Here is an 18,916-nt window from a genome sequence, read left to right on the forward strand (position 1 = left end):
AAAGGAAACGATATTGTATTTTATGCGTTACAATAAGTAATGAACCACTCTTTTCTATTTCGATGAATATGCAAGGAATTACCAAACGTTCTTTACTAAAAGATGCTATTTTAATTACAGCAGGTATTTTTAGCGCGGGACTTGGCCTGAAAGGTTTTTTACTTTCGAGCCACTTTATTGATGGCGGTGTCACGGGCATTTCTATGCTTCTTTCGTCCATCTTAAAAGTACCCCTGGCTGTACTTATTCCTATCATTAACCTACCATTTATTTTGATGGGCTACCGTCAAATCGGTTTAGCGTTTGCCATCAAAAGTACCTTTGCCATTACGGGTTTATCCATTTGCCTAGCTTTTGTTCACTTCCCCGATGTGACTCCCGACTTGTTATTAACATCCGTATTTGGTGGTTTTTTTATTGGGGCTGGTATTGGGTTAGCCATGCGAGGAGGTGCTGTTTTGGACGGTACAGAAGTAGCGGCATTGCTTGTTAGCCGTCGAAATTCTACGATTCGTGTTGGTGATGTGATTTTGGGCATGAACATTCTCATTTTTGCCACGGCGGCCTACTTTTTGGGGGTTGACATTGCCCTTTATTCGATGCTAACCTACTTCACCGCCTCCAAAACTGTCGATTATTTGATACATGGTATCGAAGAATATACAGCCGTCTGGATTGTTTCTGACCATCACGAAGCCATCCGCGAAATGATTACGGACAAACTCCACAAAGGGGTCACGGTCTTAAACAGTGAAAAAGGTTTTGGAAAACGTGGACTTCAAAACCAAGAAACTAAAGTGCTCTACTCAGTCGTGACACGCCTAGAAGTCAGCCGTTTACGGGATGCCATTTCAGAAATAGACCCGCAGGCTTTTGTAGTCCAACACGGAATTGACGATGCCCGTGGAGGGATTGTAAAAGAAAGGGCATTGCACTAATGTGCAACGCCCTTTAAAATTATTCGCTAAATCAGTCTTAGTTAGCGATCTTCGTACATCCCTTCGTAGTATTTTTGATAATTACCCGACGTTACATTGTCGAGCCATTCTTGGTTATCTAAGTACCACTGCACCGTTTTTTCAAGCCCTTGCTCAAACGTCACCGACGGCTTCCAGCCTAGCTCATTCATTAACTTTGCGGGGTCAATGGCGTATCTCAAATCGTGGCCAGCGCGGTCAGTCACGTACGTAATCAATTGCGCCGATGTACCTTCTTCACGGCCTAGTTTTTGATCCATGATAGTACACAGCAAATGCACCAAATCAATATTTTTCCACTCGTTGCAACCGCCAATGTTATACGTTTCGCCGTTGACACCCTGATGAAAAATAGCATCAATCGCCCGTGCATGGTCTTCTACGTACAACCAATCACGCACATTTTCGCCTTTTCCATACACTGGAAGCGGTTTGTGGTGGCGAATATTGTTGATCATCAACGGAATCAATTTCTCTGGAAAGTGATTAGGGCCGTAGTTGTTTGAGCAGTTTGAAATTACTACTGGAAGTTTGTACGTATTCTGATACGCTCTTACAAAGTGGTCAGACGAGGCTTTTGAAGCCGAATAAGGCGAACGTGGGTCGTACTTGGTCGTTTCCACAAAAAACTCGTTGGGGTCATGAAGTTCGCCATAAACCTCATCAGTCGAAACGTGGTAAAAGCGGCGTCCTTCCTCTTTTCCTTTCCAACTCTGACGGGCCGCGTTTAGTAAATTGACCGTTCCGATGACGTTGGTCACCACAAAAGCCATCGGATCAGAAATTGACCTGTCCACGTGCGACTCCGCCGCCAAGTGAATCACCCCCGTGAAATCATTGTCTTTGAATAATTTATCAATAAATACCGCATCGGTAATGTCGCCTTTGACAAAACGGTAATTGGGGGCATTTTCAATGTCGGTAAGATTGGCGAGGTTCCCCGCGTACGTCAGTGCATCGAGATTCACAATCTGATACGCTGGGTATTCGGTCACAAAACGGCGCACTACGTGTGAGCCAATAAAACCTGCTCCGCCTGTAATAAGTATAGTTTGCATAAAATGTGTTTCTGTTAAACAGTTGCGTTATCTGCTGCCAACGCTTGTTGCCAGCGCCAGGCATCCCGAAGTGATTCTTCGAGCGTTTTTTCAGCTTTCCAGCCCATCACATTGTGCGACTTATCTACCTGAGCGTAAATTTGCTCAATGTCACCCGCACGACGAGGCCCGATTGCGTAATTTAGCTTGATGTTATTTACTTGCTCAAACGTCTGAATCAAACGAAGCACCGTTACGCCTTCGCCCGTTCCTACGTTGAACACGTCATAAAAGTTATCTTCTTCGGTTTTGGCCAATAGCTCAAGTGCTTTTACGTGTGCTTTCGCCAAGTCCACCACGTGGATAAAGTCACGAATACAAGTACCGTCGGGGGTGTTGTAATCGTCCCCAAATACCGTTAATTTTTCGCGTAAACCCGCCGCAGCTTGCGTCAAATAAGGCACCAAATTGCTTGGTACACCGCGCGGCAACTCCCCAATTTGCGCCGATTCGTGCGCACCCACTGGATTAAAATAGCGCAACGAAATCGCTTTAAGACCCGTTTTTGAGATAACCACATCACGAATAATATCTTCACAAATACGCTTGGTATTTCCGTACGGTGAAGCCGCTTCTTGGCGAGGTGTTTCTTCCGTCACAGGTAGCACGTCAGGTTGTCCATACACCGTGCACGACGAAGAAAATACAAAGCTTTTTACGCCAAACTCCTGCATTACTTTCAACATCGCAAGCGTAGAGCCTAGGTTGTTTTGGTAATACATCAATGGCTTTTCCACCGACTCTCCTACGGCTTTACTTGCCGCAAAATGAATCACGCCATCGAATTTTTCTTTTGCAAATATTTGCCGCAACGCTGTCTCATCATTGCAATCGGCGCTGTATGACACAACAGCCTTCCCAATAATAGATTCTAGCCTGCTAAGTACTTTTTCTTCTGAGTTACTGAAGTCATCAATGATAACTGGCTCAAAACCTGACTGATGCAGTTCAACAACCGTATGAGAGCCAATAAAACCAGCTCCTCCTGTGACCAATATTTTCATGTAAAGTGTAGAAAATTGAATGACAAAACTATAAAATTTGGGCACTGAAAAAAAAATGTTTTTCTTTAACGCAAACTTCACTGACATTGCTCCATGACAGAACAAGAAATCAAAGCGCTGGTTTCGCTTCTCGACGACGACGACAAAGAGGTGTTGCAGTTGGTTGAAAAAGAAATTAGACAGCAAAGAGAGATTATCATTCCCTATTTAGAGAATGAGTGGGAAGGTGCGGGCTTTAATCCAAAAATTCAGCGCCGCATCGAAGAATTAGTGCACGAGCTTCAGTTTGAAGTCTTGCTTGAACGCCTGTCCACTTGGCACCACGGCGGCGCAATTGACTTACTGGAAGGGCTCTGGGTAATTGCTACCTACCAATATCCTGATTTGTCGCTGGAAAGCCTCCGAAGCGACTTCGAACAGTTTTATTACGAAACATGGCTTGAGTTTAAAGAAGACATGCACCCGATTGATCAAATTCGAGCTTTGAATCACGTCTTTTTTTCAAAGCTAAAGTTTGGTTCAAACACCAAAAATTTCCACGCGGCAAGCAACTCGATGATCAACATCGTGTTGGAGTCCCGCAAGGGGAATCCCATTACCCTGTGTTGTATTTACATGATTGTGGCCCAACGCCTCAATATGCCCGTTTACGGGGTCAATTTACCTAACCTTTTTGTACTTACTTACAAAAAGGACGCAGTGCAGTTTTACATCAATGTCTTTAACAAAGGCTTGGTGTTTATGCGCTCCGACATCGACCATTACATTGCGCAGCTCAACCTCAAGTCCAACGATTCGTTTTATCAGCCTTGTTCTAACCTCGACATCTTGCGTCGGGTTCTTCGGAACCTTACGCTTGCATTTGAAAAAACGGGCGATAGCGATAAAGTAAAAGAAATTGAGCGAATGTCGGCAGTGTTGCAGGAACCGATTGAGGAATAAAGGAACGGCTTATTACACTGCCAACACCCCCAAAAAATCGTCCACCCGAAAACGGTACAGGCGGTGTTGTTGGCGTGGTAGTGGGGTATGAATGGGAAAAATTTCGCCCGTAAAAAAGTCGTTTCCGTCGGTAAAAGGGTGAACGAAAATTTCCTCCTTAAAACTCAAATTTCGAGTACCGTGCAATTTGTACAACGCTTCTTTGGCACACCAGTACGTGCAAAGGCGCTCTAGCTGCTCGCCCGCGTGGGTTGTTTCTGAATCCGAAAGGAATTTGGGCGCCACGCGGGCGAGCTTAGGCGCAACTCGTTCTAAGTCCACGCCAAGGGATACCGACGGGTGCAAGGCCACCACCACAAACCGCGCCGTGTGCGTAAGCGAAATTTCCGCTACGGCATTGTTCAAAAACGGTTTTCCAAAATTGTCTTTCCGCATCCCTGTATAAATACGCCCACTGGCTTCTACAATCGACTGCATCGCTCGTCTGCCTGTTATCCATTCCAATCGTTTTTGTGGGTGCGAGATGGTCTCATATTCGGCCCATTCTTCGGCAGTGGCCACAAGTCCTTCTTGCAATTCTTCGATAGGCTCAAAAATCTCCCAAATCAGGAGCAAACATTCCTCAAAAACAGTCCACTGGCGAACGATAGGCATAGATGCAATCTTTTGGTGTAACTTTGCACAAAAATACGGGCGTTTGGAATTTTATGCTTCAAGTAACTAAAATAGACACATTTTCTGGTCACCGCGACTGCGTATATGCGCTTCAACCTTCGGCAGAAGATAAGTACTTTTATTCAGCTGGTGGCGATGGCATGATTGTCAAGTGGGACCTAACCCGTCCTGACTGGGGCGATGTAGTAGCTCAAGTGCCTGCATCTGTCTATGCTTTGGCATTTGACACTACCCAAAACCAACTGTGGGTAGGACAAAACTACGAAGGAATTCAGGTCATTGACCCGCTCGAAAAACGCGTTGTCGCTTCGGCACAACTGACCACAGCCGCTATTTTTGACATTGTTTTTTTTGAAAACCAAGCGTTTTTGGCTCTTTCAGACGGCGTTGTTATCGTAATGGACCGTCAAGCATTTGCCGTTCGTAAACATATCAAAGCCAGTCAGCAGTCAGCGCGGTGTATCTCCATTAATGCCCTTACCCGCGAAATAGCCATCGGTTATAGCGATAACTACATCCGCGTGTTTGGTATCGACGAGCTAGACTTACGACACACGTGGGAATCCCATAGCAATTCTGTTTTCTCAGTTTGCTTCTCGCCCGACGGCCGTTATTTGTTATCAGGAAGCCGCGACGCGCACTTGAAAATCTGGGACGTAACCAATGGATACGCACTTCATCAAGACATTGTCGCTCACCTTTTCGCCATCAATCACCTTACTTACAGCCCCGACCAACGGTTGTTTGCCTCGTGTAGCATGGACAAATCAATCAAGCTATGGGACGCGACCACTTTCCGACTTCTCAAGGTGATTGACCGTGCTCGACATGCAGGTCACGGTACATCTATCAATAAACTCCTTTGGACGTCCTTTCACAATCAACTCATTTCAGCCAGCGACGACCGTCGAATTTCGGTCTGGGACATAAAGACCAACTAAACAGCCATGCGTAAATTTTTTGATTTATTTTTACAAGCCCTTAAAGGCGAAGAGCACGAATACACTTCGGGTAGCATCAATCGCGCCATTTTTTTACTATCCGTACCCATGATTTTAGAAATGGTCATGGAATCGCTCTTTGCGGTTGTCGATATTTTCTTTGTATCTAAAGTCAACACCGACGCCGTTGCGACGGTAGGACTTACTGAATCTGTCTTAACGCTTGTTTACTCCGTGGCTATTGGCCTTAGTACAGCTGCAACCGCCATCGTGTCGCGACGTATCGGAGAGAAACAACACGCCGAAGCAGGCCATGCCGCAGCGCAGGTTATTTTGGTGTCAGTTGTGTTAGGTATCACGATTGGGCTTGGTGGTTTTTTTGGGGCAGAAACCATCCTACGCGCCATGGGTGGCAGCGAAAACCTCATCGCCTCAGGGGCCAATTTCACCCGAATTATCTTTGCCAGTAGCCCCGCTATTATTTTGCTTTACACCCTTAGCGGCGTTTTACGGGGAGGCGGAGATGCCGCCGTAGCAATGCGCTCGCTTTGGATTGCCAACGGCGTCAATATGCTTCTTTGCCCACTTTTTATCTTTGGTTGGGGGCCTGTTCCTGCATTTGGAGTAGCGGGCTCAGCCATGGCCACCACCATAGGCCGCAGTCTTGGGGTTCTGTACCAGTTATATGCTTTGACCAAGGGCAATGGGGTTGTCAAAGTACTTTCATCACAACTCAAAGCTGATTTCACCATTATTCGTAACCTTATCAGTGTTTCGGCGGGTGGTACGGGCCAATTCCTTATTGCTTCTGCCAGTTGGGTATTCCTGACCCGTATTTTGTCAGACTTTGGCCCTCAAATTGTGGCAGGTTATACCATCGCCATTCGCGTTATTGTGTTTACCATTTTACCTTCGTGGGGCATGGCCAATGCCGCCGCCACTTTGGTAGGACAAAACCTTGGCGCAAACAAGCCCGAACGCGCCGAAACCTCGGTTTGGCGAGCAGCCTTCTTCAACTTTGTGTTTTTGGCCGTCGTTGCTGTCATATTTTTTGTCTTTTCGGCCAATATTATTAGCTGGTTCAACGACGACCCCACCACGGTAGCCACAGGCGTCAACTGCCTACGAATCATTTGTTTTGGGTATTTATTTTTTGCTTATGGGATGGTTATCAGTCAGTCGTTCAACGGCGCAGGCGATACCCTGACCCCAACTCTCATGAACTTGGTTTGCTTTTGGGCTATCGAAATACCCCTTGCTTATTTCTTAGCAAAATACCTCGATTTAGGCCCCAACGGCGTGTATATTTCCGTTGCATTCAGCGAGTCAATGCTTGCTGTGGTGGGGATTCTCCTTTTTAGACGCGGAAAGTGGAAAACCAAGAAGGTATAGCCTCAAGGTTTATCCTTTTGATTACCTGATAATTTCCTCTAACTTTGCAGGCCATTTTTAAGTGCGAATGAAAGAACAGATAGACCGTACTAGACTTCCTCAACATATCGCCATCGTGATGGATGGCAACGGCCGCTGGGCCAAGCAGCGCGGTGCCATGCGGGTGTTTGGGCACAGAAACGCTATTAAAGCCGTACGCGAAGCCACCGAAGGCTGCGCTGAGCTGGGCATTAAGTACCTGACATTGTATGCGTTTTCGACCGAAAACTGGGGGCGACCTGAAGCCGAAGTAAGGGCCTTGATGGAACTATTGGTACATACAATCGGCGATGAGCTTCCCACATTGCAAAAAAATAACGTCAGGCTTGACACCATTGGCGACACGGCTAGTTTGCCTAAATCTTGCCAAAAAGAGCTATCGCAAGCCATAGAAAAAACGAAGCATAACACAGGTCTTAATCTGATTTTGGCCTTAGGATATAGTGGCAAATGGGATATTATCCAAGCCACCCAACGTTTAGCGCAGCAAGTGAAAGACGGTTCGTTGAAGTCAGAAGACATTACCGAAGACTTACTTAACCAAACGCTCTCGACCTATCCCCGCCCCGATGTTGACCTGATGCTACGCACAGGAGGCGACCACCGCATCAGTAATTTCTTGCTGTGGCAGTTGGCTTATGCCGAGCTTTACTTCTACGACGAGGTCTTTTGGCCAGACTTCCGCCGAGAGCATTTACATGAGGCCATTTTGTCGTTTCAACAACGAGAAAGACGTTTTGGTAAAACCAGTGAACAGATTGTGACCGAAGCGAAATAAACCCCTTCTTTTGCCGTTAGTAGAAAATGGGAAAGAACAGTGTATCTATGAAAAAATTCAACCAACTTATCCGTCTCGTTAGCTTTTTTGGTGTTTTCGTCGTGACCACCGTATGCCTTCATGCGCAGCAGCTGGGCCTTGGACGAAACACCCCTGCGACTACGTCTGCTCCGAAAGACGAAGCTATCAACTATGCGGAACCTAAAGACTATGTCGTTGCCGAAATTATTGTAACTGGCAACCAATTTTTGGATCCTAACTCCATGATTTCAATGTCGGGATTGAGAGTAGGCGACAAAATCAAAGTTCCTGGCGATGCCATCAATGGAGCCATTAAAAAATTGATGGATCAAAAGATTTTGGAAGATGTCGAAATTTTAGCTCGCAAAATCGAAGGCGAACAAATCTGGTTAGAGATTCGCATTAAGGAGCAATCGCGTCTTTTCAAAGTCGAATTTGACGGCATTCGGAAGGGAGAAAAAGAGTCTCTTAATGATAAAATCAAGCTTCCTAAAGGGCGTATCATCTCTAACACGATGATTAAGAACACCCAATTGGCCGTAAAACGCTATTTTATTGACAAAGGCTTCATGAACGTGAAAGTCAGAATCAACCAGATTTCAGACTCTACTCGCGGAAATGCAACCCTCAAAATCCTCGTCACCAAAGGCGCAAAGGTGAAGATTCGTCAAATTGTGTTTAATGGCCGTCAAGAGATATTGGAAGGAAAACTCCGCAATAAGTTGAAGGGAACAAAACAAATGCGTTTTGGTCGCCTTTTTACGCCTTCAAAATTCATTCCTAAGAAATACGAAGAAGACAAAGAAAAAATCATCGAACTCTATAACAAAAATGGGTTCCGTGATGCGACCATTATCTCCGATTCCATTATTCACAATCCAGGAGAAAAAACCATTGATGTGGTGTTGAACATCGAAGAAGGGCCGCGCTACTACATCCGTGATATTACTTGGCAAGGCAACTACCTTCGTACGACCGAACAACTCAGCAAGGTATTTGGCCTTAAAAAAGGAGATATTTATAACCCTGAAGAAATCCAAAAACGCCTTGAAGCCAACCCAGGCCAAGACGTAAGCTCGCTGTACATGGACGACGGTTATTTGTACTACAACTGCCGCGCCATCGAAAAAGCCGTTGAAGGGGATTCTATCGACCTTGAAATGCGCATTTTTGAAGGAAAACAAGCGACCATCAACAAGATTATTTTGAATGGTAACACCAAGACCAGCGACCACGTGGTATTGCGCGAGTTGTTTACGTTGCCAGGCCAGAAATTTAGCAAAACGGAAATCATCAATACCCAACGTCAGTTGTCTCAGCTAGGGTATTTTGATGCTGAAAAAATTGGAATTAACCCCATTCCTCACCCAGAAGACGGGACAGTGGATATTGAATATACCGTAGAAGAAAAGCCAAGTGACCAAATTGAGCTTTCTGGTGGTTGGGGTGGATACATCGGCTTTGTGGGTACGTTAGGACTTGTCTTCAACAACTTCTCTACCAAAAACATCACAAACCTCAAAGCATGGAAACCACTTCCATCGGGCGACGGGCAAAAGCTTTCGGTACGTTTCCAGGCAAGTGGTCGTCAGTTTCAGACATATACGCTTAGTTTCTCAGAACCTTGGTTGGGAGGTAAAAAACCTGTCAACTTTGGAATTAACTTGAGTCACACGGTATATCGTACGGTTGACTATTCTAACCTTTATACTCGTTCAACAAGCGGCTTAAAGTTTTTGGGCTCTTACAAAAACACAGGGGTTACTGTCTCGCTTGGTAAACGCCTCAAAATACCTGATCGTTACTTCGTATTAAGTACCGCACTTTCATACCAAAGATATAGAATGGACAGCCTTGACTTGTTTGGCATTGGCTATCCAAACGGGGTTTCCAACAACGTAACTTTGAACTTAACATTGTCGCGGAATACGATTGATAACCCTCAATTCCCGCGGGGAGGGTCGTCGTTCTCATTGAGTGGCACTTTTACGCCACCTTATTCTGCCATCACTGGAAACACGTCTTTCTCGACAAAAGAAGCACAGTACAAATGGGTAGAGTACCACAAGTGGATGTTTGATGCGACATGGTACCAAACCGTGGCAGGCAAGCTGGTATTAAGTACCCGCGCTCACCTTGGTTTCTTGGGTAGATACAACCAAAACTTATCCATCAGTCCATTTGAACGCTTTGTACTCGGAGGCTCGGGATTGGCGGGTTATGGTATGTTTGCTTTAGCCCAAGACATCATCGGTTTGAGAGGCTACACCGACCGCTCGCTTGTACCTATCTACAACCGACTTAGTACCGTTGATGCCTCGCAAAGTACCAGTACAACCACAAGCAGTGTAAGTAGTCTTGGAGGGGTTGCCTATAGCAAGTACGTGATGGAATTACGTTATCCTCTTTCGCTTAACCCATCAGCGACCATCTTTGGTTTGGTGTTTGCAGAAGCAGGAAACAACTGGGGTACCGATCAACCTCAAAAGAAATACAAAGACTACAACCCGTTTGATTTGAAACGTTCGGCGGGGGTTGGGGCGCGTATTTTCATGCCAGCCTTCGGTTTGATTGGTATTGACTGGGCGTATGGATTTGACCCACTACCTGGGCAAACAAAACGCAGTGGGCCACAATTCCACTTCACGATTGGACAACAAATTCGTTAGAAAAGACATAGATCGAATGGAGTAGGTAAATTATAGCCTACTCCATCAACAAAATCCAAGCATCTACAATGAAAACCCGTGGGCTTTTACTAATTTTGCAATTCGTCTTGGTAACCTACTCATTATCAGCCCAGAAATGGGGATACATGGATATGGAGTATGTGACGAGCAAAATGCCTGAATACCAAAAAGCACAAACTGAGCTTGATAAGTTTTCGGAACGTTGGGCAAAAGAAATTCAAGATAAATATACCGAAATAGACCGCCTGCAGCGGCTTTATCAGGCAGAAGAAGTACTTTTGACCGACGAAATGAAACGCAAACGTCAGCAGGAAATCGCTGATAAAGAGCGCGAAGCCAAAGATTATAACAACAAAATTTTTGGATTTGAAGGGATGTTGTTTCAAAAGAAAAAAGAAATCATCAAACCCATCACTGATCAGGTTTATAAAGCAGTAGAACGCGTGTGTCGTCAGCGGAGGTTGGATATACTACTTGACAAATCAAGCGATTTTGTCATTATTTATTCCAATCCAGTACATGACTATACTGATTATGTTATCGAAGAGCTTGGTTTAGGTACCGAAGAAAAAGAAAAAAATACTAAACCAGCGACTAATAGCGTTAATACGCCAACAACAAAAACACCAGCAACAAATACCCCAGCTAATAAAGTAACCAAACCAAAACAGTAGATAAAAATGAAACGTACATTGACTGTAGCCTTCCTTGCGATTATTGCTTTAGTGAGTTTTGAAAGCAAAGCACAACAGGCTACGAACAAAATCGGTTGGACCAACGTGGACTACGTGATGACGTTGTTACCTGACTATAAGAAAATTGAGAACGAGCTTACGATTCAGCAACAGCAAATTGAAAAAGCGATGCAGGAGAAATCGAAAGAGTTCGAAGACAAATACAAGGCTTATCAACAAAACGCTGCAAAGTGGTCTGAAATCATTCGTGCAGATAAAGAAAAAGAATTGAACCGCCTTCAAACGGACTTCCAAGATTTCCAACGCTCTTCACAAGAGTCATTGCAGAAAAAGCAACAACAATTGCTTCAGCCTGTGATGGTGAAAATCCAAGGAGCGATCGACGCTGTTGGTAAAGAAAACGGCTACACGTATATCTTCAACATGGATGCAGGTGCTAACACAACTCCTATCATCTTGTTTGCAGGTTCGGAAGAATTGAACGTTAGCAACTTGATTTTGAAAAAATTGGGTGTTGACCCAGCGGAAGTTGAAAAACAACAAAAAGCCGCAGCAGAAGCAGCTGTTCAGCAATTGCAGCAAAAAACAGGTGGTGCAACTACACCTGCTACGCAGCCTGCAACCAAGCCAGCGACTCAAACGCCTGCAACTCCAGCAAAGAAAAACTAAGACATTTCTGTCTGGTACAAAAAAGGGAACCGCACGATGCGGTTCCCTTTTTGTTTGAGGGGTTGTGAAACAAATGTTATGCAAAAAGCTCAAACTGTCCACTTTTTATCGGTGTCATTTCTTGGATGAAGTCGTCCCACAAACTTAGCGTCAAATCAAAAGAATACTGCTCATTCAATTCATTGAGCGCTTCTTGTACTTCGCTTTTGCTGATTATTTTAGCCAATTTCAGAAGGTCGATGCGCATTAAAACGTCTTTGGTAAACGTTCGTTTTGCGTCTGAAAAAGTGATTGACTGCAAAAGCTGAGTCGTTGTTTCTGCATTCAAAAGTACCAATGAATAAACAGCAAACTCCAGCTTTTCAAAGCCTAACATATAACAAGTATCATCAAGCATTATCGGTTTTCCGTCTTCAGGTAAAATAAGAGTAAAACGACACGTTTTATAAAGACCTGAAATAGCCACTTTGTAAGGCTTAAACGAATAATCCCCCACCCCAAAAATCGAGAATATTGGCTTATTATTGTAAATACTAGACTTTCGTAAATTAAAAATATCTTTACGTTCTATTAAATATTTGTATGTTTCTGGATAATCGTACTGGATATAATTTGTTTCTTGTCCTACTCTCTTTTGAGTAACAATCGTGTATTTTCTTGGTACACTGGTAACGGTATTTTTCAAATCCGAACTCTTCAAAATACCATAAACCAAGGCATCTTCCAATTGAAATTCTTCTTTGAGAGCGTTTACAAAATGTCCATTTAACTTGTCAAATTCCATAATTGAAGAACAATCATGTTTAATTCCTTGACGCCACTCAAAAGGGCATTTTCCATCAATCTGTTCAGCATTTGAATATGTGTCAAGGTTAGATACAAATTTGTCAGCTAACCACCCAAATGTTAGTTTCGGATTTAAGTTATTGTAAAAATCAAACTCTGTACAGGTATAAGTTGGTTTTGAGTTTAAACGACAGAAAAATAAGGCTGCTTCTACAGAAACATTGAATTCTTTTTTACTATCAATGCAATGCTTTTCAAAACTTGAAACAGCATATTTTTTCACGTTCTGATCAAAAATAATATTTTTAATTACTGTATTTTTAACCAACAAAGCTATGTTTCCTTTTTGAAATTGAAAGGTTTCAATCAGCATCATTGTAATATACTCAGCAATATCAAAATTGCCTTTTCCTGTTATTGCATCTAAACCATTATGGTTTTTAAAATTACTCTTTTTAGGGAGATTTGATGAATTTAGTGCACCTAATTTTGAGTTTGTAACCCAAGGTGGATTTCCGACAATTAGTATTTCATTTGTCTTATTTTCCTTAACAATAGTTCTAAAATCAAAGTCAAAAACACTACTGTGAATAATAGAAATAATAGGTAAATTATGCTCCAATTTAGTATCAACTGGCTTATTGAGATAGTATTCAATAATAGCAAACTTTGTTTCCCAAATGTATGGTTTGTAAATTTCGATACCGAATATTTTCCGAACTCCTTTGAAATGTTTCAAAGAGGCAACAATAAAACTACCTTTTCCACAAGTAGGTTCAATAACAATTTCAGGGACACAATTAGTCGTTATCAAATAAGATGCAACTTTATCTGCTAACTCAATATTGGTCTGGAAATCCCCATATTCTGCTCTATCAGGCTCTTTAAAGGTGTTTTGAGGTATTGAAATAATATCTTTAAGTACGTGTAAATCTTCATCACTTTCAAAAAAATGCGTAATACCAAAAATCTCGTATATTGTTTGGTTCGCTTTTTCGGCAGACTCAATACTTTTCAGATGGCTGTTCAAAAAATCTGAAACTTGAAGAGAAATGTTTGCTTCAAATACGTTCATCATTGTGGCTTGTTATAACTAATAATTCTATTAACACCTTCTATGTCATTTTCTAATGCAACAATTCTTTGGTATTGTAATCTCCACTGTAGCGCATTAGAAATAGTTAGATAACCTTGCATTGGTGGTGTTTTTAAAACTTGTTCTGCAATTTTTAAAAGTGTTATTTCATCGGCAGGGATATTTTTATCTTGCAGATATGCAATTATATCTGCTTCATTTGCGCCATCTTTTATCATTTCTCGCAAACGATAAGTTGTTGTATAGTCTGCAGTGTATTCTTTATGCACAAAGGAACAACTAACAAAATCCAAAGTTGCCGTTTGAGTTTTAGGGTTGTCAGCTTTGTCATAAACGAAAATTAGAAGATTATATCCAAGCCCAAATATCTTCTGTTTTGCATCCTTAAATGGACAAGAGGATTGGGGTTGTTTTATTGACGTCACTTTTATATCCGTCAGAATATCATCAGATGGCAAATCTATACCTTTGGCGGAAGAACCCAGTAAAACCTTGTATTTCTCTTTTAGATAAATCTGAAATTTATGCTCAATTAGTGTTCCAACGGCTTTACCATCTGTCACACCGTAAAGTTCACCATGTGGAATTTTTGATTGCTCAATGCAAAAAAGTTTTGCTTCTTCTATTAGTCGCTCAATTGTTAGCTGTTCCATTTTGTAAAGCTACTATTAAAAAACAAAAAAACGGAGTAGTTCATACCCCGTTTTTTTTGTTTGTATTGGCTTGCACATTAAACCAGTTGGGTTCTAAACACCCCGTCCTCACTCAATAACGCATCGACCAGAAAGGGTTTCGCTGCGCTTTCATGCTTTCCGCAATGTGCTTTTGAATCATTTGATTGTAATCGGCTACTTTGATTTTCTTTCCTTTCATTTTGGGTAAAGCAAGTTCTTTCTGCACGTTTTTAAGCTCCACTTTCTGGGCCGATACCACTACGTCGCCGTCGTTGATATCTAGTTCCAAGATCAAGCCTGGTAAGCCAAAATAACGCTCAGGGCCCGCCGCCACAGGAATGTCCTGCGCAAACCATGCCGTAATTTTTTGATTTTTAACAGGGTCAAATGTCTCCGCTTTCATACAAATGTAACCCGCCACGTCTTTGATTTGGTTTTGTACCCGCCAATTGTAAGTTACCAAGGAATCTTCCATCAGGTACGTTTTTCCCAACATTTCGTGGTGCTCAATAAGCTTGTTGGCGTCAAAATTACGGTGAATCAGGTAATCGTCTTGCCGCCACGACCATTGGCCATCTTCGCTTTGGCCTTGGTCACTGAAATACGTATAAAGACTTTGCTTTTCGTCAAAATACAATTTCATTTTTACGCCGTACCCATCCTCATTTCCCCACGTCAATTTCATACGGTCTTTTTCTTCTTTGCTCAAAAAGGTCAACCGAGCATTGATTTTTGTCCAGTAGCTTTTGTGTTCGTACGTGACCATCCCTTCGGTCGATTGGGCATACACACTGTTGGCTATCCACAACAGACCCACTATCAAAAAGTTCAATCTATTTTTCATGTTTATAGCGATTATCTTGGTTGGTTGGATTAACGATTGACTAGAAACCTCCACGGCGTTTGAGAGTCGTGTTCATACCGCGCATGTTGTAAGTAAAGGTAAGCATTCCGTAGCGGGCCAAGGTCTGTACTTTTTCTTGTGATACAAAGTTTTGGTTGGCAAACTGACTGATACCCAAGTTTTTGTTAAACACATCATACACCGACAAGCGAAGTTCGGCCTTTTTCGCTTTGCCCAAAACCTTGTAAATCGACGCATTCATAATCGGCAAACGTTGGTCAAGGTTGAAACGGTTGTTGACATAAATACGATAATCAAGGTTTGAGTTAATAAAGAAATCTTTTGGCAACTTGATGTTCATCGTACCACCATAGGTATGGTTGATGATTTTCATATTTTGCGCCGTATTTACCGAGAAACGAGAGTTGGTAACGCCCCAGTTGGCATTGGCAAAAAACGTAAAGTTGTCGCTAGGCGTTAAGTCCAAACGCATTCCAAAACGGTAGCTGTCGTTGTTGGTTTCGTTAAGAACCCCATTGATATAAGTCAGGTTACGGCTAAAATTAGGATTCGCATTTACGCTCAAGTTACTTTTCGTTTTCTTCAACGGGAAGCCAAAGTTCATCCACGCCCCAATGCTTTGTCCACCCGAAATGTTGGTAGGTGTAGTCACTGTCACCAACGTTCTTGGGTCAACTTGCTGATTGTAAATAATTTGATTGACATTGTACGAATAAAACAAGTTTAGGCCCAAGTTGGTAAAGCTTGCTGGGTTAAACATATTGTACCCAAAATTAACGCTGTGGTTAACTGAAGGAAGCAAATCGGGGTTTCCTTGACGGATGTACAACGGATTGCTATTGTCGATAACTGGCTGTAAGTCACGAACATTTGGCTGATTCACACTTACATCGTAGCCTGACCAAAGGTAACGGTTGTTTTTGAGGTCATAATTCACCGAGACGTTAGGTATCCACGCCACAAATGTGCGATTAACGTTGATAAAAGAGGTTGGATTTTGACCCAACGCAAATTTACCATCCAATCCGAATCGCTGCACAGCCATTCCACCCGAAATGTTAAATCCTTTGTACGAATAGCGTACTGCCGAACCAATCCGCGCGTAAGTAATGTCATTTTTGAAATAGCTACTCAAGGTATCAACGGGGATTCTTCTGCCACTTTCTTGGGCCAAATCAAAGGCATCGCGATCAACAAAGTTGCCACGGCGGCTCAAGTTTATGAAGCTCTCCCAAAATACCCGCTTCGATACAGGCTCCACAAACAACAAGCTTGATTTTAGCTCATTTACTTGGCTATTGGTATTGTTGGTCAAATCAAGCGCTCTCCGAATTACATCATTGGCTGAGTTGGCCGAATAAAACAAGTTCAATGAATTTTGATCCGCAATTCCGTCGTTTTGAACATATCCGTACGAACCGCTGGCTGCGAAGTTCCGTCCTTTTTTATTTTTAGCCTTCCACCGATAAATAAGTGTATTAGCGGTTTCCATTTTGTCAACGTCCGTAGCGTTTTTAATGGTCGTTTCGTTCGACTTAAAGTTACCTGCTTGGAAATACTGCTGAAGGCTATTGAGGCTGGTATTTCCACCATTGAGGCGGCTGTTGTTGGTAAAAATAATGGTGTTGGTCGAGTCAATCATTTGTTCATAACGGAAAGACAAACGGTGGTTTCCGATGAAGTTAATTTGACTGCTTTCTTCTTGTGATTTGAACGAACCGTTGGTCAAGAAATTTTCACGGCTACGAAGCGCATCCAATACTTGACGGGTTGAGTTGTAGTAATAACTCGAATTTACTTTGGTTTTTTTGCCGTTGTAATTGTAGTTAATACCCGCGGCAACGTTGTTGGAATAACCTTGTCCTCTTCCTCCACCAACGGGAATGTTGAGTCCGCCGTCGTCATCTCCACCAATCACGAAGAAGCGTCCACCGCCTCCACCAAAGCCAAAGTCGCCGTTATCGTTCCAGCTATTAAACGAACCACTTCCTCTAAAATCTTGGTAGTCGTCCCACGACATCCCCGTTTGGTTCGTATTGTTGGTGAGGCCAATAAGCGAAAACTGGTTTTTATCATCAAACTTATTGTAGTTTCCTTTGATTTCCCCGCGCGCTCCTCTCGAATTGTTGCCGTCGGCACCTAAGCCAGCGGTGACCTTTCCAAAGCCACCTTTTTTGAATCCATCTTTTAATTCAAGGTTAACCGTTTTTTCTTTTTTACCGTCATCTACACCTGTCACCTTTGCTTGTTCCGACTTATCGTTAAAAATCTGAACCTTTGTAATCGCTTCCGCAGGAAGGTTCTTAGTAGCCATTTTAGGATCATCTCCGAAGAAACGCTTGCCATCGACGGTCACTTTCCGTACTTGCTGGCCTTGGGCTACGATGTTTCCGTCTTGGTCAATCTGAACCCCTGGTAATTTTCGAAGTAAATCTTCTACCGTTGACCCAGGCGGGACTTTAAACGAAGCGGCGTTGTACTCAATCGTATCTCCTTTGATACTGAGTGGCGCGCGGGCGGTTTTGACTACGACTTCAAACAATTCTTTGGTGATGGCTTTCATTTCTAAAGTACCAAGGTCAATGAGCTCTTTGTCACCAAACACAATGTCTTTTTGAAATGGGATATACCCTACAAATGAAATTTTGAGCAAATAATCACCTTTTTTGACGTTACGAAGCACAAACGCACCTTTATCATTGGAGCGTGTAAAATTGACCAAAGACGAGTCTTTTCGCTGCAACAACATGACTGTTGCCGAACCTAGCGGTCCTGAGGACGTATCAGCAGTGATACCTTGGATTTGGAAACGTGTGGGAGTTTGGGCGCACGCAAACAACGCACTAAGGCACATAAGTGCCCCGAGGAGAAGTTTCTTCATGGCTGTTTAGGTTATAAATGTGTTTAAAAATGGTTAGAAAATGGCTATTACACTACAAACGTACTATCCGATTAGTTTATTACCTAACAATACAAAGAAAATTTTATATTAAAGTTTGTTAAATCTAATGGAGGAGCCTCAGCTAACGTGTACTCGACCTTAGTGAAAAGGTTACGCTTAGCGCAAAAAAAAACAGCGGGTCGAAATTTCGACCCGCTGTTATGTAATCACCATCCTCTGTTACGCTGCCCGTTTCGACCGTAGTCGTCGTAGGTTGAGCGTTCATTGTCTCGCTTTTCGTGGGTAATCTCACGATTAAGTGCGTATAAGTCATCCACTAATTCTCGGCGTTCGCGTGGGTCAAGCACGCGGTCGCGCCAGAAAATTTGTTCTTTACGTTCGATACGTTCTACGTCTCTTAATAATCCTTTCGCTTCGCGTGAAGTAATTAGCCCTTTCGCTATACCATCCGCAATTCGTTGGCGGGCTTCGCGTTGAAAATCATCAATACGGTCGCCCAAATTTCCCCTTCCTCCCCGATTGTCATATCCACGGTCATCGCGGCGGTTGTCATAGCGGTCGTCATAACGGCGGTCGCGGTTGTTGTTGTTTCCCCATTGTGCATTGGCACCGATAGAAACTAAAATCATGGCTGCGGCAAACACTAACTTTTTCATGGCTTTTATTGGTTTAT

At 43.1% G+C, this 18,916-nt stretch carries 16 protein-coding genes; 8 read left to right on the forward strand and 8 right to left on the reverse strand.

Translation table 11 applies throughout. The features are described from left to right. Window positions 1-68 precede the first annotated feature (68 nt). Window positions 69-938 (forward strand): YitT family protein, encoded by an 870-nt coding sequence (locus AC23N5_RS01510; protein ID WP_183972270.1) that lies wholly within the window; start codon window positions 69-71, stop codon window positions 936-938. A gap of 41 nt (window positions 939-979) precedes the next feature. On the opposite strand, the gene rfbB is transcribed toward AC23N5_RS01510, so the two are convergent. Beyond that, window positions 980-2,035 (reverse strand): dTDP-glucose 4,6-dehydratase, encoded by a 1,056-nt coding sequence (gene rfbB, locus AC23N5_RS01515; protein WP_487754233.1) that lies wholly within the window; start codon window positions 2,033-2,035, stop codon window positions 980-982. 14 nt (window positions 2,036-2,049) lie between these two features. Further along, on the reverse strand, window positions 2,050-3,078 hold the full coding sequence (gene galE, locus AC23N5_RS01520; protein WP_183972215.1) for a UDP-glucose 4-epimerase GalE: 1,029 nt from the start codon (window positions 3,076-3,078) through the stop codon (window positions 2,050-2,052). A gap of 93 nt (window positions 3,079-3,171) precedes the next feature. Here galE and AC23N5_RS01525 point away from each other — a divergent pair, with 93 nt between their 5' ends. Further along, window positions 3,172-4,020: a transglutaminase-like domain-containing protein gene (locus tag AC23N5_RS01525; RefSeq protein WP_183972216.1), complete on the forward strand. Its 849-nt coding sequence runs from the start codon at window positions 3,172-3,174 to the stop codon at window positions 4,018-4,020. Window positions 4,021-4,032: 12 nt separating this feature from the next. Here AC23N5_RS01525 and AC23N5_RS01530 read toward each other — a convergent pair whose 3' ends face one another. Then, window positions 4,033-4,674 (reverse strand): 4'-phosphopantetheinyl transferase family protein, encoded by a 642-nt coding sequence (locus AC23N5_RS01530; protein ID WP_487754234.1) that lies wholly within the window; start codon window positions 4,672-4,674, stop codon window positions 4,033-4,035. Window positions 4,675-4,676: 2 nt separating this feature from the next. On the opposite strand from AC23N5_RS01530, the gene AC23N5_RS01535 reads away from it, so the two are divergent. From AC23N5_RS01535 to AC23N5_RS01560, 6 genes are all read left to right on the forward strand, one after another. After that, window positions 4,677-5,636, forward strand: a complete 960-nt coding sequence (locus AC23N5_RS01535) for a WD40 repeat domain-containing protein (protein ID WP_487754235.1) — start codon at window positions 4,677-4,679, stop codon at window positions 5,634-5,636. Window positions 5,637-5,642: 6 nt separating this feature from the next. Next, window positions 5,643-7,028, forward strand: a complete 1,386-nt coding sequence (locus AC23N5_RS01540) for an MATE family efflux transporter (protein ID WP_487754236.1) — start codon at window positions 5,643-5,645, stop codon at window positions 7,026-7,028. Window positions 7,029-7,095: 67 nt separating this feature from the next. Next, window positions 7,096-7,845 (forward strand): undecaprenyl pyrophosphate synthase, encoded by a 750-nt coding sequence (gene uppS / locus AC23N5_RS01545; protein WP_183972219.1) that lies wholly within the window; start codon window positions 7,096-7,098, stop codon window positions 7,843-7,845. Window positions 7,846-7,892: 47 nt separating this feature from the next. Then, complete coding sequence (gene bamA, locus AC23N5_RS01550) at window positions 7,893-10,535, forward strand: outer membrane protein assembly factor BamA (protein WP_487754237.1); 2,643 nt, start codon at window positions 7,893-7,895, stop codon at window positions 10,533-10,535. Window positions 10,536-10,603: 68 nt separating this feature from the next. Next, window positions 10,604-11,230: an OmpH/Skp family outer membrane protein gene (locus AC23N5_RS01555; RefSeq protein WP_122932426.1), complete on the forward strand. Its 627-nt coding sequence runs from the start codon at window positions 10,604-10,606 to the stop codon at window positions 11,228-11,230. A 6-nt stretch (window positions 11,231-11,236) separates the two neighbouring features. Continuing rightward, a complete protein-coding gene (locus AC23N5_RS01560) occupies window positions 11,237-11,920 on the forward strand; it encodes an OmpH/Skp family outer membrane protein (RefSeq protein ID WP_487754238.1) in 684 nt (227 codons plus the stop codon). A gap of 76 nt (window positions 11,921-11,996) precedes the next feature. On the opposite strand, the gene AC23N5_RS01565 is transcribed toward AC23N5_RS01560, so the two are convergent. From AC23N5_RS01565 to AC23N5_RS01585, 5 genes are all read right to left on the reverse strand, one after another. Then, window positions 11,997-13,784, reverse strand: coding sequence for a hypothetical protein (locus AC23N5_RS01565; protein ID WP_487754239.1), 1,788 nt, complete (start codon window positions 13,782-13,784; stop codon window positions 11,997-11,999). Then, window positions 13,781-14,455: a type II restriction-modification system restriction endonuclease gene (locus tag AC23N5_RS01570; protein ID WP_487754240.1), complete on the reverse strand. Its 675-nt coding sequence runs from the start codon at window positions 14,453-14,455 to the stop codon at window positions 13,781-13,783. The genes AC23N5_RS01565 and AC23N5_RS01570 overlap by 4 nt, the downstream gene beginning before the upstream one ends. Before the next feature lie 112 nt (window positions 14,456-14,567). Further along, complete coding sequence (locus AC23N5_RS01575) at window positions 14,568-15,320, reverse strand: GLPGLI family protein (RefSeq protein ID WP_122932428.1); 753 nt, start codon at window positions 15,318-15,320, stop codon at window positions 14,568-14,570. Window positions 15,321-15,360: 40 nt separating this feature from the next. Then, window positions 15,361-18,222 (reverse strand): outer membrane beta-barrel protein, encoded by a 2,862-nt coding sequence (locus tag AC23N5_RS01580; protein WP_487754241.1) that lies wholly within the window; start codon window positions 18,220-18,222, stop codon window positions 15,361-15,363. Between the two features lie 227 nt (window positions 18,223-18,449). After that, the gene (locus AC23N5_RS01585) at window positions 18,450-18,899 is read right to left on the reverse strand and encodes a hypothetical protein (RefSeq protein WP_183972223.1); all 450 of its coding nucleotides are present in this window, start codon (window positions 18,897-18,899) and stop codon (window positions 18,450-18,452) included. Between the last annotated feature and the right edge of the window lie 17 nt (window positions 18,900-18,916).

The organism is Runella sp. R5_40 (assembly GCF_057652295.1).